An 18,578-nucleotide genomic window follows, 5' to 3' on the forward strand; every position below is an offset into this window, starting at 1 on the left:
AACGCTGCCTGAATCAGGCTGAAAGAGTTAGACGGATTTTGTCTTGCCGCATCCGCGACATCGACAGTCTCTATCTGTGCTGCGTGGAGCTAAAACTGCAACTGCCGACAGCCCGGCTTTAAGACCGGGCAAGGCAGAAGCTTGCAACGGACGCCTGTATTAATACAGACGAACGGCGCGGCGCTGTTCGCGCTGAACTTTCTTGGCGTGACGTTTAACAGCAGCAGCTGCCATACGCTTACGCTTGGAAGTTGGCTTCTCGTAAAATTCGCGGCTACGAACTTCGGCCAGAGTGCCGGCTTTCTCGCAGGAGCGCTTGAAACGACGCAGAGCTACGTCGAAGGGTTCATTCTCTTTAACTTTGACGGCTGGCATCCAGAGCTACCTTCATTCATTACCGGGGTCGACGCCTCGCACAACACTTGCACTAAGTACGCCGGTTTTAAGGGTTGCGGATGTTAACCCCTCGGCGCGAGGAATGCAAAGCCTCTGATCGAAAACCGCTGGTCGCAGGCCTGAGCGGCGACTATTATGCGCGCCTTCGAATTTAGCCTCTACAAGGCGTACCCCATGCTAGTACTGGGATTGGAAACTTCCTGCGACGAGACCGGCGTTGCGCTGTACGACAGCGAACGCGGCCTGCTCGCCGATGCATTATTCAGCCAGATCGACCTGCACCGCGTTTATGGCGGTGTGGTGCCTGAACTGGCCTCCCGCGATCACGTAAAACGCATGCTGCCCTTGATTCGTCAGGTTTTGGCCGAGGCCGACTGTGCCGCCACCGAGATCGATGCGATTGCTTATACAGCAGGTCCTGGCCTGGTCGGAGCGCTGCTGGTTGGGGCTTCCTGTGCCCAGGCGCTGGCCTTTGCCTGGGATATTCCGGCGCTGGGCGTTCACCACATGGAAGGCCATTTGCTGGCCCCCATGCTGGAAGCGCAACCACCTGAGTTTCCGTTCGTCGCTTTGTTGGTTTCAGGTGGTCACACACAGCTGGTGCGGGTCGATGGCATCGGCCTGTATGAGCTTTTGGGCGAGACACTGGATGACGCTGCCGGTGAAGCGTTCGACAAGACCGCGAAGATGATGGGCCTTCATTACCCTGGTGGTCCCGAGATTTCCCGGCTGGCGCTCAGCGGAGTGGCTGGTCGGTTTACCTTCCCGCGACCCATGACCGATCGCCCCGGTCTGGATTTCAGCTTCAGCGGTCTGAAAACCTTCGCGCTGAACACCTGGCAGCAATGCCAAAGCGCTGGGGACGACGGCGAGCAAACCCGTTGCGACATCGCGCTGGCCTTCCAGCAGGCGGTGGTGGAGACTCTGACCATCAAGTGCAAACGTGCCCTTAAGCAAACTGGGCTCAAGCGTCTGGTAATCGCCGGGGGCGTAAGCGCGAACAAGGCTTTGCGTCAATCCCTTGAGCAGATGCTCGGTGGCCTTGGTGGCAATGTGTATTACGCCCGGCCCGAGTTCTGCACCGACAACGGGGCGATGATCGCCTTCGCTGGGTGCCAGCGCCTGCAGGCGGGGCAGAAAGAAAGCCTGAGCATCAGCGTTCAGGCTCGCTGGCCGATGGAGCAATTGCCAGGTCTTTGATGAATAACAGTGTGATGAAAAAAGGCTCGAATGAGCCTTTTTCAGTTTTTGCATTCAGAAATGCCGTTCGCGCCCGGCAAACAGGTCGCGTAGATTGCCGCGGTGGCGCCATACGATCAGCAAGGTCAGCAGACTCATGGGCATCAGCGCATGAGGCTCCTGCCAGGCCAGCAGCGGCAGGGTTAACGGCGTGGCGATCAGCGATGCCAGAGAACTGGTTCGAGTGAGATAAAAGGTCAGCAGCCAGGTCGTGATCGCAAGCAAGGCGGCAGGCGGGTAAAGACCCAACAGCATGCCTGCAGCGGTGGCGACGCCTTTGCCGCCACGGAAACGAAAGTACAGTGGAAAGAGATGGCCGAGCACGGCATAAAGTCCGACCCAGGCTTGCTGACGAGGGTCGAGCCCGGCTGCTGCGGCGATCAGCACCGGGAGCAAACCTTTGCAGGCGTCGCCGATCAGGGTCAGGATAGCGAGCTTCCTGCCGGCCAGACGTAGCATGTTGGTGGCGCCTGCGTTGCCCGAGCCACTGACACGTGGGTCCGGACTGCCAGTGATGCGGCTGAGCAGGATGGCGAAGGACAGCGAGCCGAGCAGGTAGGCGAGGATCGCCAGTAACCAAAACATGCTAACCATTCCGGGCGGGGATGCCCTGATTCTAACGGCGCATTGCGCCCTTGTCGTGCAGCGGAGAGAAAGGCTTGGACAGAGTTTTCATTGAGGGTCTGGAGGTCGATACGGTGATCGGTGCCTACGACTGGGAGCGCGGCATTCGTCAGTGCCTGCGTCTGGACCTGAGTTTTGCCTGGGACATTCGGCCGGCAGCGGCGGGTGACGACCTGAGCAAGGCACTTGACTACGCCAGCGTCTCCACGCGGATTCAGGCTTTTGCCGAGGTCTCGCAATTCCAGTTGGTCGAAACCTTTGCCGAGCGTCTGACCGAGGTGTTGATGAGTGAATTCAATATCCCCTGGCTGCACTTGAAGCTGACCAAGCCCGGAGCCGTGCCAGCGGCCAAGGGTGTAGGCGTGGAGATTGAGCGCGGATGTCGCTGACACGAATTTTTCTGGGCCTGGGTAGCAATATCGACCGTCACCAGCACCTGTGTGCCGGACTCGATGCGCTAGCCGAGATCCTCACCGATATGTCCTGCTCGCCGGTATTCGAGAGTCATCCGGTGGGGATCAAGAGTGGGCCCTTTATCAATCTGGTGGTATCGGCGCTGACTGATCTGCCATTGATCGAACTGGATCGTCGCCTGAAATTCATCGAAGCCGACAATGGTCGCTATGCGCCGGCCCGTAAGGGTTTGCCGCTGGATATCGATGTGTTGCTGTATGGCGACCAGGTGGGCAACTTCGACGGATTGATTCTGCCGCGTGCGGAGATTCTGAAGAATGCCTTCGTGCTGTGGCCTTTGTCTCTGATCGCGCCTGAACAAGTGCACCCGGCAGCAGGCATGACGGTCGCCCGCTTGTGGGAAAACGCTCAAATTGACCAGCAGCTTTGGCCGGTCGGGTTTGAGTGGCGAGGTGAGCAGCTGACGCCGGCTGCGATGTTGCCCCCGATTTAGCCGGCATCCCCCGTTCACCTTGGCAGTGAGGTCACTGCCACACGGGGCCGCGAAATCCCGCAGTGTCATGCACTCAAGCTTGATATGTCGCCTTATAAACCGTCAGCGTATCCAGCCGCTCCCGTTTAAGCGCCTCGCCCAGTTGCTGCCCTTGATAACCCTTGTCCAGCAGCGGCTGCACGGATACTCGTCTGGCTGCATCGGCCGCGCCTCGCAGGTATTCAGCCTGTGGATAGCTGCGATACTCGAATCCCCTACGGCCTCGCGCGTCCATTTCGCACGCGACGATGAACTCCTCGAAACGCTGGGGACGGCGGTAGACGTCGAAACTTTGCAACAGGTCGAGCAAGGTCGAAGGCCGCAATTCCAGCGCGCGATGACCGTGGGTGTGATATTCGCCGACCAGTAGCGCCAGTTCCTGGCAATCCCTTGGCACCTTGAAGCGCAGGCTAACGGCCTTGATGGCTTTGAGTCCCTTTTGCTCGTGTGCGATATGCCGGGGCCACTCCTCCTCAGGAGTCAGTCCTTTGCCCAGGTCGTGCAGCAGGCAGGCCCAGCGGACCGCAAGCGGCTGGTGGTGCAGCGCTGACTGATGCACAACGCCAAGCACGTGCAGGCCGGTGTCGATTTCCGGGTGATGGGCTTCGGGTTGAGGCACGCCGAACAGCGCATCGATTTCCGGCATCAGCACTTTGAGCGCCCCGCATTCGCGCAGAACCTGAATAAACACCTGCGGCTCCCGTTCCATCAGTGCGCGGGAAATCTCTTTCCAGCTGCGCTCCGGGGTCAGCGCTTCCAGCTCACCCGATGCGCTGAGCTGGCGCATCAAGGACAGCGTTTCGGGGGCGATGATGAAACCTTCGGGTGCATACCGGGCTGCAAAGCGGGCGACCCGCAACACTCGCAAAGGGTCTTCCGCGAACGCTGGAGAAACGTGGCGCAAGATGCGTTCCTGCAAGTCGCGCTGCCCTTGGTAGGGGTCTGTCAGATGACCCTCTTTGTCTTCGGCGATGGCATTGATCGTCAAGTCGCGGCGGATCAGGTCCTGTTCCAGGGTAACGTCTGGGGAGGCGTGAAACACAAACCCGCCATACCCGCGTCCGGTCTTGCGCTCTGTGCGCGCTAGCGCATATTCCTCGCCGGTCAGAGGATGCAGAAATACCGGAAAGTCCGTCCCTACGGGGCGATAGCCCTTGACCAGCATTTCATCGGTCGTCGCGCCGACCACGACCCAATCAGTGTCCGCAACCGTTTTACCAAGCAGGCGATCGCGAACGGCGCCGCCAACTTTATAGATCTGCATAAAAAACCTCCGTGAGCGCGACAGGATAAACCTAACGTCGCGCCTGTGGAGGTGCATTTTTCTCAGGTCCCGCTTTGGTCTCTATAGGTGAACGACCGCCATATCGAGCCGGGGATAGTCACTGTCGGCATGCTCGCTTTTCGGTGGCACGTGATGGGTTTTCATCACCTGATCGCCTTGTAGCGTCTCCAGATGGATATCGAAGCCCCAAAGGCGGTGCAGGTGTTTGAGCACTTCGTCGGTTGAATCACCCAGTGGCTTACGGTCGTGTTGCTGATGGCGCAGGGTCAGCGAGCGATCACCACGGCGGTCGATGCTGTAGATCTGCACGTTAGGTTCGCGGTTGCCCAGGTTGTATTGCGCAGCGAGGGTCTGCCGGATCGTCCTGTAGCCTGTTTCGTCGTGGATGGCAGGCACCATGAGATCGTCCTTCTGATCATCATCCAAAATGCTGAACAGCTTGAGATCGCGGATCACCTTAGGCGACAGGTACTGCAAGATGAAGCTCTCATCCTTGAAGCTGCTCATCGCAAATTTGATTGCCGTGAGCCAATCGGTGCCCGCCAGATCCGGAAACCATTGGCGATCCTCATCGGTTGGGTGCTCGCACATCCGTCGAATGTCCTGATACATCGCAAAACCCAGCGTGTAGGGATTGATGCCGCTGTAATAGGGACTGTCGAAACCGGGCTGGAAAACCACGCTGGTGTGCGACTGCAGGAATTCGAGCATGAATCCGTCAGTCACCAGGCCTTCGTCGTACAGATCATTCATTAACGTGTAATGCCAGAAGGTGGCCCATCCCTCGTTCATCACCTGGGTCTGGCGTTGCGGATAGAAATACTGGGCGATCTTGCGCACGATGCGCACGACTTCCCGCTGCCATGGCTCCAGCAAAGGAGCGTGCTTCTCGATGAAGTAAAGGATGTTTTCCTGAGGCTCGGGAGGGAAGCGGGCGTTGTCTTCCCTGTCGTTCTTGTTGGCATTCTTGGGAATGGTGCGCCATAGATCGTTGATTTGCTTTTGCAGGTGCTCTTCCCTGTCCTTCATCCGTTGGCGCTCTTCTTCCGCCGAAATCGGATAGGGCCGTTTGTAGCGATCCACGCCGTAATTCATCAACGCATGGCAGGAGTCGAGAAGGTCTTCAACGGCGTCGATGCCGTGGCGTTCTTCACATTGCATGATGAAGTGCTTGGCGAACACCAGGTAGTCAATAATCGAACTGGCGTCGGTCCAGGTGCGGAACAGGTAATTGCCCTTGAAGAAGCTGTTATGGCCATAACAGGCGTGCGCCACGACCAGCGCCTGCATGCAAATGGTGTTTTCTTCCATCAGATAAGCGATGCACGGATCTGAGTTGATGACGATCTCGTATGCCAGTCCCATCTGACCGCGTGAGTAGGATTTTTCGGTGCTGAGAAAATGCTTGCCGTAAGACCAGTGGTGATAACCCAGCGGCATGCCGACCGATGCGTAGGCATCCATCATCTGCTCGGCGGTGATCACTTCGATCTGGTTGGGGTAAGTGTCCAGGGCGTAGCGCTCGGCGATGCGGCTTATCTCCCGGTCGTACGCCTGGATCAGTTCGAATGTCCACTCTGAACCCGTGGAAAGGGGTTGGCGTTTATGCTCTCTGGCGGTCATGTCACTAACCTGCGCTGGAAGAGTTCACGGAAAACCGGATAGATATCACCGGCAGAGACCAGCTGCTGCTGGACAAACGTGTCAGCGAAAGCATCGCCGATGCGTTCGTATTCGAACCACAGCGCCTGATGCTCGCGCGGGGTAATTTCGACGTAGGTGTAGTACTGCACGAAGGGCATGATCTGTTTGATCAGGATGTCGCGGCAGATGGGCGAGTCGTCGTTCCAGTTGTCACCGTCTGATGCCTGCGCCCCATAGATGTTCCATTCGTTGGCCGGATAGCGCTGGGCCATGATCTCCTGCATCAGTTTCAAAGCGCTGGACACGATTGTGCCGCCGGTTTCCCTCGAATAGAAAAACTCCTCCTCGTCGACTTCGCGCGCGCTGGTGTGGTGGCGGATGAACACGACTTCGATCTTGTCGTAATTTCGCTTCAGAAACAGGTAAAGCAGAATGAAAAATCGTTTGGCGATGTCTTTTGTGGCCTGAGTCATGGAGCCAGAGACGTCCATCAGGCAAAACATCACTGCCTTGGAGCTGGGGTTGGGTTGTTTGACCAGCAGGTTGTACTTGAGGTCGAACGTGTCCAGATAAGGAACGCGCTTGATTCGCGCCTGCAAGCGTTGTGCCTCAAGCTCCAAGGCTTGAATGTCGCCAAAATTGTCGGGTTCTTCGCGCTTCAGTCGCTCAACTTCGGTGAGTATCTCTTTGAGTTTGGCGCGGCTGCTGCCCGATAACGCGATACGTCGGGCGTGTGCCGAGCGCAGCGTACGAACGATATTGATCCGCGAGGGATTGCCTTCGTTACTGATGCCTGCACGTACGGTTTTAAAGGTTTCGGTGCCTGCCAGATTGCGTTTGACCAGATTGGGAAGTTCCAGGTCCTCGAACATGAACTCGAGGAATTCTTCCTGAGTGATCTGGAACACGAACTCATCCATGCCTTCGCCGGAATTGCTCGCCTTACCGGGCCCTTTACCTGCGCCGCCGCCTTGCGGGCGGGCAATATGTTCGCCGCTGGTGAATTCCTTGTTGCCGGGGTGAACGACGGTTTGTTTACCGCCGCGACCATGGTGCAGCACTGGCTCGTCGATATCGCGGCCAGGGATGCTGATTTGTTCGCCATGCTCCATGTCAGTGATAGAACGGCGGCTGACTGCTTCTTCGACTGCTTTCTTGATGTGATCACGGTAACGACGCAGAAAGCGCTGCCGATTTACCGTGCTCTTGTTCTTGCCATTGAGACGTCGGTCGATCACATAGCTCATAGGCCCTCCGGGCAGCTACAAGAAAAAAACAGCCACAAGCTGCAAGCTGATCCTGGCCAGGTATTCGGACGCTGACCCCTTCAGCCTGCTGCTTGAAGCTTGAAGCTTGAAGCTTGAAGCTTGAAGCTTGTAGCTTACAGCTGCTTTATTGCGACTTCCTGACGCGCAGGTACCACTCGGACAGCAGACGTACCTGTTTATCGGTGTAGCCCCGCTCGACCATCCGGGTAACGAAGTCGTTGTGCTTTTGCTGATCCTCTTTACTGGCTTTGGCGTTGAAACTGATGACGGGAAGAAGGTCCTCGGTATTGGAGAACATCTTCTTCTCGATCACCACGCGCAGCTTCTCGTAGCTGAGCCATGTTGGATTCTTCCCATTGTTGTTGGCGCGTGCACGCAAGACGAAGTTGACGATTTCGTTACGGAAATCCTTTGGATTGCTGATACCTGCCGGTTTTTCGATCTTCTCCAGTTCTTCGTTGAGTGCGACGCGGTTGAGAATTTCGCCGGTTTCCGGGTCGCGGTATTCCTGATCCTGAATCCAGAAGTCGGCATACAAGACGTAGCGATCAAAAATGTTCTGCCCATACTCGCTGTAGGACTCCAGGTATGCCGTCTGGATTTCCTTGCCGATGAACTCGATGTAGCGAGGGGCCATGTATTCCTTGATGAAGCGCAGGTACCGCTCGCGGGTTTCTGCCTGGAACTGTTCCTGCTCGATCTGCTGTTCGAGCACATACAGCAGGTGCACCGGGTTGGCTGCGATTTCGTGTGGGTCGAAGTTGAAGACTTTCGAGAGGATCTTGAACGCAAAACGGGTGGACAGTCCATTCATGCCCTCGTCGACGCCCGCGCTGTCACGGTACTCCTGAATCGACTTGGCCTTCGGATCGGTGTCCTTGAGATTCTCGCCGTCGTAAACCCGCATCTTGGAATAGATGTTCGAGTTTTCCGGTTCCTTGAGGCGCGACAGGGTGGTGAACTGCGCCAGCATTTTCAGGGTGTCCGGGGCGCAGTGGGCCTTGGACAGGGAACTGTTGAACAGCAGCTTGTCGTAGATCTTGATCTCATCGCTAACACGCAGGCAGTACGGCACCTTGACGATGTAGATCCGGTCGATGAAGGCCTCGTTATTCTTGTTGTGGCGGAAGCTGTGCCATTCCGATTCGTTGGAGTGGGCCAACAGAACGCCGTTGAACGGGATAGCCCCCAGGCCTTCGGTACTGTTGTAGTTACCTTCCTGAGTGGCGGTGAGCAATGGGTGCAGCACCTTGATCGGCGCTTTGAACATCTCCACGAATTCCATCAGGCCCTGGTTGGCCCGGCACAGCGCGCCGGAATAGCTATAAGCGTCGGCGTCGTTCTGTGAATAGTCTTCGAGTTTGCGGATATCGACCTTGCCCACCAGCGCGGAGATGTCCTGGTTGTTTTCGTCACCCGGCTCGGTCTTGGCGACAGCAATCTGATTGAGGATCGACGGATACAGTTTGACTACCTTGAACTGGCTGATATCGCCACCGAATTCTGCCAGGCGTTTGGTCGCCCAGGGCGACATGATGGTGCTCAGGTAGCGACGGGGGATGCCGAAGTCTTCTTCGAGGATCGCGCCGTCTTCCGTGGCGTTGAACAGCCCAAGCGGTGACTCGAAGACCGGCGAACCCTTGATGGCATAGAAAGGGACTTTTTCAATCAGCTGTTTAAGCTTTTCGGCCAGGGAAGACTTACCGCCACCGACCGGACCAAGCAGGTAGAGGATTTGTTTCTTTTCCTCCAGACCCTGAGCGGCATGGCGGAAATATGAAACGATCTGCTCGATGCACTCTTCCATGCCATGGAAATCGGCAAAGGCTGGATAGCGTCGGATCACCTTGTTGGAGAAAATTCGGGAAAGACGCGAATTGGTCGACGTGTCGAGCAACTCAGGCTCGCCAATGGCCAGCAGAAGACGTTCTGCCGCAGAGGCATAGGTTCTGGGATCCTGTTTGCAGAGCTCCAGGTACTCCTGTAACGAGAGCTCTTCCTGGCGTGTAGATTCAAAGCGTTGTTGGAAGTGGCTAAAAATACTCATGACGTCACCTCGCTCGATACGTTGAGCCGGCGGCGGATCGTCAGTCGATGCTGGATGACCGCTGATGACTCAGCGGTCATTTACCCCCCAAACACCCTAAAAGTAGCTACCGATGACCCACGCGCCGGTGTACCGGCTCTCCCCTGATTCGGATGGCCTGAGGCTAAGGATAGTTCGGATTCGCGCACAGAAAGAAGGAAGGCGGATGAATGTGGGGGTACCGTGCGACAGTTGTATGCGCGAGGCCGCACAGGACGCGGCTCCGCGCATCGAAAAAATATTTTTCGATCAGCCTTGCGCGGTTTCGTCCGGAAAAGTGTTTTTCCACAGTTCGAAGCCACCATCCATGCTGTAGACCTCGGAGAAGCCCTGGCCGACAAGATAGGCCGCTGCGCTCTGACTTGAATTGCCGTGGTAGCAAAGGACGACGAGCGGTTTGTCGAGGTCAGCCTGGCGAATGAAGTCGGCGATGGAGTGGTTGTCCAGATGGTGCGAATTCGGGATGTGGTGGCTGGCGTAGGTCTGTGCATCGCGGACGTCGACCAGCACGGCTCCTTTTTCACGCAGGGCCTGGGCCTGCTCCGGCGGAATGCGTTTGAAATCGGTCATGAGGTGGGCTCCTGGGCCGTTATGTTCCCGGATTGCCGAGAACGGGAAGAAATATTCTAACGTTGCGGGTCGGCACGGTCCTTAGCCGTTGAGTCATACGCTGCAGGGGAGGCGAGGTTGCCCTGTCCATCACAATCGCAATGAATCAGTTCTCGCGTGTCGACGTTGAGCATCGTCATCGCGCCACCCCATACGCAGCCAGTGTCGAGCGCGTAAACGCCGGGCTCGCTGCAGCGACCCTCCAATGCAGCCCAATGCCCGAAGATGATGTTCAAGCCCTTGGTCTTGCGATCCTGGTGGCTGAACCAGGGCGCGTATCCGGCAGGTGCGCTGTCCAGACCTTCCTTGCTCTTGAGGTCGAGCTTGCCGTCGCTTGTACAGAAGCGCATGCGCGTGAAGTAGTTGGTGATCACGCGCAGCCGGGTGACGCCCTGTAGATCCTTGTCCCATATGGCGGGTTCGTTACCGTACATGCCGTCCAGGAATGGTTTGAGCAGGTTGTCATCGCGCAAGGCTTCTTCGACTTCCTCGGCGCAGCGCAGGGCCTTTTTCAGGGTCCATTGCGGCGGGATGCCGGCGTGCACGAGGGCCATATCGCGCTCGGCATCGTAGTGCATCAGCTTTTGATGGCGCAGCCACTCGAGCAATTCATTGGCGTCAGGAGCTTCGAGTACTTCCCGCAGCGTATCGCCTTTCTTCAGGCGTTCGATATTGCGGCCAGCGGCGAGCAGGTGCAGGTCATGGTTGCCGAGCACGCAGACAATGGAGTCGCGCATGGCGTAAAGAAAGCGCAGGGTTTCCAGAGACTGTGGTCCTCGGTTCACCAGATCGCCCACTAGCCACAGTTTGTCTTTCGCCGGATCGAACGACACGTGTCGCAGCAGACATTTCAGCGGTTCGAGACAACCTTGCAGATCGCCGACTGCGTACACTGACATCAGTGAAGCGCCCCTGGTACAGCCAGCCGGAAAGGCGCGATGATCGCGTCGAAGCGTTCACCGTCTTCGGCGAGCATTTGATACGTGCCCTGCATGTTGCCGACCTTGGTGGTCATGACTGTGCCGCTGCTGTAGGTATGGCTTTGTCCCGCTTGAATCAGCGGTTGCTGGCCCACCACACCCTCACCGCGAACTTCTTCGACATTTCCGTCGCCATCGGTGATCACCCAGTGGCGCGACAACAACTTGGCCGACAGCTCGCCGCTGTTGTGAACCGTGACGGTATAGGCGAAGGCAAAACGATTTTGCTCCGGCTCTGACTGTTCTGTAAGGAAGCGGGTGACGACGCTGACGTCGACCTGGTAACGAGGATCGGACATGCAAGAGGCCTTAAAAGCGGGGGCGGAAAAAGCCGGAAAAGCCCGGAGAAGAATGAGTCTAGGACATGTGACGGCTTAACAACCAATTGGTGCTTCGGCCGGGCATGTCCTGAGGGTATCAACCGACGACAGGTTTATCGGTGAGCGTGTCAGCCAGACGCACGAATGCAGCCAGATCCAGCTGCTCGGGGCGCAAGCTGCCGTCCACGCTTGCTTGCGTGATCTCTTCGCTGGTCAGCAGCGCTTTCAAGGTGTTGCGCAGGGTTTTGCGGCGCTGGTTGAACGCCTCGCGAACGACGCGTTCCAGCGTGCGGTGGTCCTTGGCCGGGTGGGGCAGGGTCTCGTGAGGGACTAGCCGGACAATCGCCGAGTCGACTTTGGGCGGTGGATTGAACGCGCCGGGACCGACATTGAACAGATGTTCGACGCGGCAATGGTACTGAACCATGATCGACAGCCGCCCCCAGTCGCCACCGCCCGGGCCTGCTGCCAGACGCTCAACCACTTCCTTCTGCAGCATGAAGTGCATGTCGCGAATCAGGTGTGCGTTTTGCAGTAGATGGAAAATCAACGGCGTGGAGATGTTATAGGGCAGGTTGCCGACCACGCGCAGGCTGTTGGGCGCTGCGTTTAGGCTAGTGAAGTCGAACTTGAGCGCGTCGCCTTGGTGCAGGTTGAAATTCGGCATGCTGCCGAACTGTTGCATCAGGATGGGTACGAGGTCCTTGTCCAGCTCCACGACATCCAGTTGTGCGCCGCTGCCCAGCAAGCCTTCGGTCAAGGCACCCTGACCCGGGCCGATTTCCAGCAGGCGGTCATCGGCCTTGGCACGAATCGAGCGCAGGATCTTGTCGATCACCCCCGCATCGTGCAGAAAATTCTGGCCGAAGCGCTTACGCGCCTTGTGTTGGTATTGCTCAGTCATTTACGGGTCTCAGCCATCTTATAGGCGGTTTCCAGAGCGACCTTGAGGCTGCCGGTGTCGACCTTGCCGCTGCCGGCCAGATCCAGCGCAGTACCGTGATCCACAGACGTGCGAATGATCGGCAGGCCGAGCGTGACATTGACGGCGGCGCCGAAGCCTTTGTACTTGAGCACCGGTAGGCCCTGGTCGTGGTACATCGCCAGCACTGCATCGCAGTGCTCCAGATATTTGGGGGTAAACAGAGTATCGGCGGGCAGCGGGCCGCGCAGATCAAGGCCCTCGCTGCGCAGACGCTCCAGAGTGGGTTCGATGATGTCGATTTCTTCGCGACCCAGATGGCCGCTTTCGCCCGCATGGGGATTCAGTCCGCAGACCAGAATCCTTGGGTGGGAGATGCCGAACTTGTTGACCAGATCCGCATGCAGGATGCGTGTAACCCGCTCCAGCCGCTCAGCAGTAATGGCATCTGCAACGTTGCGCAGAGGCAGGTGAGTGGTCACCAGTGCCACGCGCAAGTCGCCGGTGGCGAGCATCATGACTACCTGCTCGGTCCGGGTCAGTTCGGCCAGAAACTCGGTGTGGCCGGAAAAGGCGATTCCGCTTTCGTTGATCACGCCCTTATGTACGGGGGCAGTGATCATTCCGGCGAAATCGCCGTCGAGGCAACCTTGCCCCGCTCGGGTAAGTGTTTCAAGGACGAATGCGCCGTTGGCTTCATTCAATTGCCCTGTGACCACGGAAGTATTGAGGGGGGTGTCCCACACATACAGGCTTCCGGCCGGCGCAGGGATGTCAGGCCATGTGGGCGGCAGGACAGGAATCAGGCTGACGACCACGCCCAGTTGTGCTGCCCGCTCGTTGAGCAGGTCGCAACTGGTAATGGCGATCAGGGGATGGGGCTGGGACTGCGCGGCGAGCAGCAGGCAAAGGTCAGGGCCGATGCCAGCGGGCTCGCCGGGCGTCAGGGCGAAACGCCGGGGTTTCACTTGGCCGCCTGGTCTGCGCCAGGGAGCTTGATTTCAACATAGGCTTCGTCGCGGATCTGACGCAGCCAGGTTTGCAGCTCTTCGTCGTACTTGCGGTTACGCAATACGGTCATCGCCTGTTGCTCGCGCGCCTGGCTGGTGCTGTCAGTTGCACGCCGGCCAAGGACTTCCAGCACGTGCCAGCCGAACTGAGTCTTGAAGGGCTTGGACACCACGCCTTGCGGAGTCTCGTTCATGACATCGCGGAATTCCGGCACCAGCGAACGCGGGTCGACCCAGTTCATGTCGCCACCGTTGAGCGCGGAGCCCGGATCCTCGGAGAAGCTCTTCGCCAGTTCGCCGAAATCCTCGCCGTTCTGGATGCGGTCGTAAATACGCTTGGCCAGCTTCTCGGTTTCCGCTTCGCTGCGGATTTCACTGGGCTTGATCAGGATGTGACGAACATGGACTTCGTCGCGCATCTGGGTTTGATTTTCGCCGCCGCGCTTTTCAAGCAGCTTGAGAATGATGAAGCCGCCTGGAGTAAGGGCTGGAGGCGTGACCTGGCCCGGACTCATCGAATTGAGCATGTCGCCGAATGGGGGTGGCAACTGAGCGGCTTTACGCCAGCCCATGTCACCGCCATCCAGGGCGCTTTCGCTGGCCGAGGCAGAGATCGCCAACTGCTCGAAGTTCGCACCCTGCTGCAGTTTGCCGTAGATATCCTTTGCCTTGGCCGCTGCCGCCTGGATCTGGTCCGAGGTAGCACTGTCAGGTGTGGGAACCAGGATGTTGGCCAGGTGGAACTCTTCCGAGAACTGCGCCTTGCCCAGATCCGAGGCCAGGAAGTTTTTCACTTCCTGTTCCGACACCTGTATGCGCTCGGCCACGCGACGCTGACGCACGCGGCTGATGATCATTTCCCGACGAATCTGTTCACGGGCGCTGTTGTACGACAGACCGTCGTGGGTCAGCGCAGCCTTGAACTGTTCGATGCTCATGTTGTTACGTTGAGCAATGGTGCCAACCGCTTGGTTCAACTCTTCATCGCTGATGCGAATGCCGGAGCGGTCACCGATCTGCAGCTGCAGGTTTTCCAGAATCAGACGATCAAGGACCTGAGACTCCAGGGCACTGGATGGCGGAACACCCTGGCCACGCTTGGCAATGGTTTGTTGAACTTCACGGGTGCGCTGGTCGAGCTGGCTTTGCATGACCACGTCGTTGTCGACAATGGCCACGACCTTGTCGATGGTGCGCACTTCAGCGTGCGCCACCGTACCGATGAGCAACGCGCCCAGCATCAGCGGGCGCAGACAATCAGAAAGCTTGGTCTTCACGTTCACGATAACCTTGGATGCCTTGGTCGAGGAAGCTTTCAACTTTCTGGCCAACAACGCCACCAAGTCCCTTCAACACGATTTGTAGGAAGACGCCGCGGTCGCCTTTTTCGTTTTGCGCCACCTCTTGGGAGTTTTCGTCGTAGTCAACCCAGTACCGGTTGATCAGACGCAGCTTCCAGCAGCAGTTGTCGTACTCAAAGCCACCAAAGGCTTCGAGGGTACGGTTGCGGTTGTAGTCATACTGCCAGCGACCGATGGCGCTCCATTGCGGCGCGACGGGCCAGATGACCGAGAAGTCGTGCTGCTGGATCTTGTAGTAGTCCTTGATGATCGATCCATCGGGAAGGGTCGCGTTACCATTGCCCACCATCCACTTGCCGGTAGTCTGGTCGTAACGAACCTGGTCGTTACGGTAACGGTAACCGGCGTTGATGATCTTGCCCGGGTTGTCTTCAGGCTGGTAGTGAACCATTGCGCTGCCGGAGCGAGTGCTGCGGCTGTCCGGGTCCCAGTTGAAGTCCGACGTGGCCCGCCAGTCGCGGTTGAAACGGTATTCATATTCGAGTGCGTACGGGGAAACGTCGGACTGGGCGTCCTTGCGTTCCTCATAGCTGATACCTGGCAACTGCACCTTGCGATCAGCAAAGTAAACCGCCTGACCGACGCTCACGCGTTGGCGTTCGAAACCGTTGTCTTCGATCCAGCGGTTGGTCACGCCCAGCGACAGCTTGTTCTCGTCACCGATACGGTCGGAGCCAACGAAGCGGTTGTCGCGAAACAGCGAGGCGTAGTTGAAGGTCGTCTCACCCGAGTCGAAGACCGGGATGTCGCTCTGATCCCTGTAGGGCACATAAAGGTAGTACAGCCGCGGTTCGAGGGTCTGGCGGTAGTCTTTGCCGAACCAGTTGGTGTTGCGATCGAAGTAAAGGCCGCTGTCTACACTGAAGATCGGTACGGAGCGGTCTTGCGAACTGTTGTACGTTTCGTCTGCCAGCAAGGTCCGCTTACCGTCAGCATCCAGGTCCAGATCGTACTTGGTATAAACGTACTTGAGTTTCGGGGTCACGAAACCGTAGCTGGTGCTCAAAGGCAAACTGATGGAAGGTGCCAGATTGAGCCTGTCGCCGTTAGCACGTGCAAGGCCGGCAACATGGGTGTCCAGACGTGGCGTACCAGGCGCAGCCAAGGTACCGTCCGCGTTGTAGTTAATTGGGCCACCGTTTTCATCCAGATAGTTACCGGTGCGCAGGTCGCGATCGAACCGTACCAATTCGGACTCGTAATCAAACTTTAACCCGCCCGGATTGAAGGGCAGCGTGCCGTTCAGCGTTAACTGAGGCAGGCGTGCGTAGGGCGTGATCGCGGTAATTGTGGTCAGTTGGTACTGCTGGGCATTCATGCGCGCGACATAACTGTCGCCACGGTACGTAAGATCGCCCTGCTGATTCAGGTAGTCGTGAGTGCTCACGCCTTCCTGGCCGCTTTTCAGGTCCTTGAAGTAGTAGGGGTCGCTGACCTTGGTGTAATCGACGTGCGCGGTCAGGCGTTCATCCAGGCCGCTGCGGTTCTGCCAATTGATCAGCCAGCGGGTGTCTTTGTAGTCAGACTGCTGCTTGCGATCGTCGTTCTGGTCATTCAGGTAAGCCGCGCCGAACTGACCTTCGCTGCTTTTGGTCAGGTAGCGGAATTCGCCTTCGAGCAACAGGCCGCGCTTGGCCATGTAGGTCGGGTACAGCGTGGCGTCGTAGTTCGGCGCCAGGTTGAAGTAGTAAGGCGTAAGCAACGAGAAGCCGGTGTCGGTACTGGCGCCGATGCTCGGTGGCAGGAAGCCGGACTGGCGCCGATCGTCGATCGGGAAATAGATGTACGGCGTGTACAGGACCGGGATGTCGTGTACGCGCAATGTTGCGTTGGTCGCGGTACCGAAACCGGTGGCCGGGTTCAGGGTGATATTGTTGCCCTTGACCGTCCAGGCGTTGCTGCTCGGCTCGCACGTGGTGTACGTACCGTCCTTGAGGCGGATGATCGCGTTCTCTGCACGGCGAGCATACAGCGCGTTACCACGCACATTGGATTTGTGCAGCACGTATTCGGCGTTATCGACTTTCGCCTCACCGGTGTCCAGCTGCACTTCGGCGTGATCACCGACAATCAGGGCGCCGTTGTCGCGCAGACGGACATCGCCGTTCAGCTCGCCACGGTTTTCGGCCTGATGCAGGCTGGCTTCGTCGGCTTCGACCTGCATGGAGCCTTGGCGCAGTACCACATCACCGGCCAGACTCGCGATCTGCTCTTCCTGCTGATACCGCGAAGCCTTGGCACCGATGAACGTCGGGGCGTCGCTTTTCGCGGTCTTGTCATCCATGCCTGGACGAATCGGCTCGATATAGGCGCCTGAGCAGTAAGGGCCGGTCTCTGCCAGTTGGGCAGCGGTCAGCTTCTCGCGTGGCACCCAGTCCAGGTGGCTGTAGTCTGCGCTGCGCGATTTCAGGCCACGGCCCTTGGCCTCGGTGACCAGCATCGTTTTAGGCACGACTTCACCGTTCTCGGTGATCGTGGTGGACCCGTTCGCCGTGCTGCTGTTGGACGACACGCTGTTGGCGTCGTGCACCGGCCGCGGAGGCAACTGGGCTGCATTGGTTTTCGGGGAGCAATCCCAGGCACCTGTTGCAGACACCGAACAGTCATACTGCTCAGCTGCAACCACGTACTGAGTGGCCAGAGGTTGCATCGCCAGCAAACTGCCGGTTACGAGCAACGGAAATTTTTTACGAAACGCGGGGGATTTCAATGCCATCTTATTAGTCCGGGCTTCCTGCGCGCCATCTGCCCGCGGGGGGGCCGCACGCCTCTCGATGGGCTGAAAAAGATGTCGGATAATAAAGCATGACCCGCTTGACGGCTAGCGCCGTCGGAGACCCTTGTAATGCCAGATCAAGATGTACGCCTGCAACACCTCAAAGTTTGGCTCGATGAGCAGCTGCCAAAGTTGTTCATAGCTCAAGGCTGGGGCGCCGTCCCCCCGGCCACGTTGACTGCGGCCAGTAGCGACGCAAGTTTCCGTCGCTACTTCCGCTGGGAAGGCGAGGGTCGCACTTTTATCGTCATGGATGCTCCCCCCCCTCAAGAAAACTGTAAACCCTTTGTCGACATTGCTCATTTATTGAGCAAATCGAGAATTAATGTTCCGAAAATTTATGCCGAAGACCTGAATCAGGGCTTTCTGTTGCTCAATGACCTGGGTCGAAAAACCTATCTGGATGTCATCGACGAAAAAAATGCAGATCAATTGTTCGCCGATGCCATCGAAGCATTACTGGCCTATCAGCAGTTGCCGATGGATACGTCACTGCCCAGCTATGACGTCGCCCTTTTGCGTCGTGAACTGGAGCTGTTTCCCGAGTGGTATGTGAAGCAACATCTGGGCATCGAGTTTGACCAGGCGCAGCAAGCCAATTGGCAGCGGGTCAGCGATCTGCTGATCGAAAGCGCGATGGCGCAGCCCAAGGTTCTGGTGCACCGCGACTATATGCCACGCAACCTGATGATCAGTGAGCCGAACCCCGGCGTGCTGGATTTCCAGGATGCGGTCTATGGTCCGGTGACTTATGACATCACCTGCCTGTTCAAGGACGCGTTCCTGAGTTGGCCGGAAGAGCGTGTTGCGAGCTGGCTCAGGGCTTATTGGGAGAAAGCCGGAGCACTGGGTATTGTCGTGCAGGATGATTTTGAAGAATTCCATCGTGCCAGTGACCTGATGGGAGTGCAGCGTCATTTGAAAGTCATCGGGATTTTTGCGCGGATCTGCCACCGTGACGGCAAGCCGCGTTACATCGCTGATGTGCCGCGCTTCTTCTCTTATATAGACGCAGTGCTGGGGCGTCGGCCCGAACTGGTCGAGTTGAGCAGCCTGCTGACCAGTCTGGGTCGGCCAAAACAACAAGCCGCCGTGTAAAGGAATGGATGTGA

The 18,578-nt window shown here is 57.7% G+C and carries 17 protein-coding genes; 4 read left to right on the plus strand and 13 right to left on the minus strand.

The features are described 5' to 3' along the window. Window positions 1–159: 159 nt before the first annotated feature. The gene (gene rpsU, locus EC915_RS19250; protein ID WP_110951580.1) at window positions 160–375 is read right to left on the minus strand and encodes a 30S ribosomal protein S21; all 216 of its coding nucleotides are present in this window, start codon (window positions 373–375) and stop codon (window positions 160–162) included. A 195-nt stretch (window positions 376–570) separates the two neighbouring features. Between rpsU and tsaD the strand changes: the two genes are divergently transcribed. Beyond that, the gene (gene tsaD, locus EC915_RS19255; protein ID WP_133752102.1) at window positions 571–1,596 is read left to right on the plus strand and encodes a tRNA (adenosine(37)-N6)-threonylcarbamoyltransferase complex transferase subunit TsaD; all 1,026 of its coding nucleotides are present in this window, start codon (window positions 571–573) and stop codon (window positions 1,594–1,596) included. 54 nt (window positions 1,597–1,650) lie between these two features. Here the strand turns inward: tsaD and plsY are convergent, their stop codons facing one another. Next, window positions 1,651–2,220 (minus strand): glycerol-3-phosphate 1-O-acyltransferase PlsY, encoded by a 570-nt coding sequence (gene plsY, locus EC915_RS19260; protein ID WP_166651037.1) that lies wholly within the window; start codon window positions 2,218–2,220, stop codon window positions 1,651–1,653. Window positions 2,221–2,294: 74 nt separating this feature from the next. On the opposite strand from plsY, the gene folB reads away from it, so the two are divergent. After that, a complete protein-coding gene (gene folB, locus EC915_RS19265; protein ID WP_133752104.1) occupies window positions 2,295–2,648 on the plus strand; it encodes a dihydroneopterin aldolase in 354 nt (117 codons plus the stop codon). Beyond that, the gene (gene folK / locus EC915_RS19270; protein WP_133752105.1) at window positions 2,639–3,166 is read left to right on the plus strand and encodes a 2-amino-4-hydroxy-6-hydroxymethyldihydropteridine diphosphokinase; all 528 of its coding nucleotides are present in this window, start codon (window positions 2,639–2,641) and stop codon (window positions 3,164–3,166) included. The genes folB and folK overlap by 10 nt, the downstream gene beginning before the upstream one ends. Before the next feature lie 73 nt (window positions 3,167–3,239). On the opposite strand, the gene EC915_RS19275 is transcribed toward folK, so the two are convergent. The 11 genes from EC915_RS19275 to EC915_RS19325 form a co-directional block, all read right to left on the minus strand. Next, the gene (locus tag EC915_RS19275) at window positions 3,240–4,469 is read right to left on the minus strand and encodes a multifunctional CCA addition/repair protein (protein WP_133752106.1); all 1,230 of its coding nucleotides are present in this window, start codon (window positions 4,467–4,469) and stop codon (window positions 3,240–3,242) included. 81 nt (window positions 4,470–4,550) lie between these two features. Further along, a complete protein-coding gene (locus EC915_RS19280) occupies window positions 4,551–6,113 on the minus strand; it encodes a SpoVR family protein (RefSeq protein ID WP_133752107.1) in 1,563 nt (520 codons plus the stop codon). Further along, on the minus strand, window positions 6,110–7,381 hold the full coding sequence (locus EC915_RS19285) for a YeaH/YhbH family protein (RefSeq protein ID WP_133752108.1): 1,272 nt from the start codon (window positions 7,379–7,381) through the stop codon (window positions 6,110–6,112). Before EC915_RS19285 ends, EC915_RS19280 begins: the two co-directional genes overlap by 4 nt. A gap of 145 nt (window positions 7,382–7,526) precedes the next feature. Then, on the minus strand, window positions 7,527–9,449 hold the full coding sequence (locus EC915_RS19290; protein WP_133752109.1) for a PrkA family serine protein kinase: 1,923 nt from the start codon (window positions 9,447–9,449) through the stop codon (window positions 7,527–7,529). A gap of 288 nt (window positions 9,450–9,737) precedes the next feature. After that, window positions 9,738–10,058 (minus strand): thiosulfate sulfurtransferase GlpE, encoded by a 321-nt coding sequence (glpE, locus tag EC915_RS19295; protein WP_133752110.1) that lies wholly within the window; start codon window positions 10,056–10,058, stop codon window positions 9,738–9,740. A gap of 56 nt (window positions 10,059–10,114) precedes the next feature. Then, window positions 10,115–10,996, minus strand: coding sequence for a symmetrical bis(5'-nucleosyl)-tetraphosphatase (locus tag EC915_RS19300; RefSeq protein WP_133752111.1), 882 nt, complete (start codon window positions 10,994–10,996; stop codon window positions 10,115–10,117). After that, window positions 10,996–11,376 carry a Co2+/Mg2+ efflux protein ApaG gene (apaG, locus tag EC915_RS19305; protein WP_133752112.1) on the minus strand — a complete coding sequence of 127 codons (381 nt, stop codon included), beginning with the start codon at window positions 11,374–11,376 and terminating at the stop codon, window positions 10,996–10,998. Before apaG ends, EC915_RS19300 begins: the two co-directional genes overlap by 1 nt. Before the next feature lie 118 nt (window positions 11,377–11,494). Continuing rightward, on the minus strand, window positions 11,495–12,301 hold the full coding sequence (rsmA, locus tag EC915_RS19310) for a 16S rRNA (adenine(1518)-N(6)/adenine(1519)-N(6))-dimethyltransferase RsmA (RefSeq protein ID WP_133752113.1): 807 nt from the start codon (window positions 12,299–12,301) through the stop codon (window positions 11,495–11,497). Then, on the minus strand, window positions 12,298–13,287 hold the full coding sequence (pdxA, locus tag EC915_RS19315) for a 4-hydroxythreonine-4-phosphate dehydrogenase PdxA (RefSeq protein WP_133752114.1): 990 nt from the start codon (window positions 13,285–13,287) through the stop codon (window positions 12,298–12,300). The genes rsmA and pdxA overlap by 4 nt, the downstream gene beginning before the upstream one ends. Continuing rightward, window positions 13,284–14,606 carry a peptidylprolyl isomerase gene (locus EC915_RS19320; RefSeq protein ID WP_166651038.1) on the minus strand — a complete coding sequence of 441 codons (1,323 nt, stop codon included), beginning with the start codon at window positions 14,604–14,606 and terminating at the stop codon, window positions 13,284–13,286. The genes pdxA and EC915_RS19320 overlap by 4 nt, the downstream gene beginning before the upstream one ends. Further along, window positions 14,587–17,406, minus strand: coding sequence for an LPS-assembly protein LptD (locus EC915_RS19325; protein WP_133752115.1), 2,820 nt, complete (start codon window positions 17,404–17,406; stop codon window positions 14,587–14,589). The genes EC915_RS19320 and EC915_RS19325 overlap by 20 nt, the downstream gene beginning before the upstream one ends. Before the next feature lie 129 nt (window positions 17,407–17,535). Here EC915_RS19325 and EC915_RS19330 point away from each other — a divergent pair, with 129 nt between their 5' ends. Then, complete coding sequence (locus EC915_RS19330; protein ID WP_133752116.1) at window positions 17,536–18,564, plus strand: aminoglycoside phosphotransferase family protein; 1,029 nt, start codon at window positions 17,536–17,538, stop codon at window positions 18,562–18,564. Window positions 18,565–18,578 lie beyond the last annotated feature (14 nt).

It is taken from the genome of Pseudomonas sp. LP_7_YM, from assembly GCF_004364435.1.
Classification (GTDB): Bacteria; Pseudomonadota; Gammaproteobacteria; order Pseudomonadales; family Pseudomonadaceae; genus Aquipseudomonas.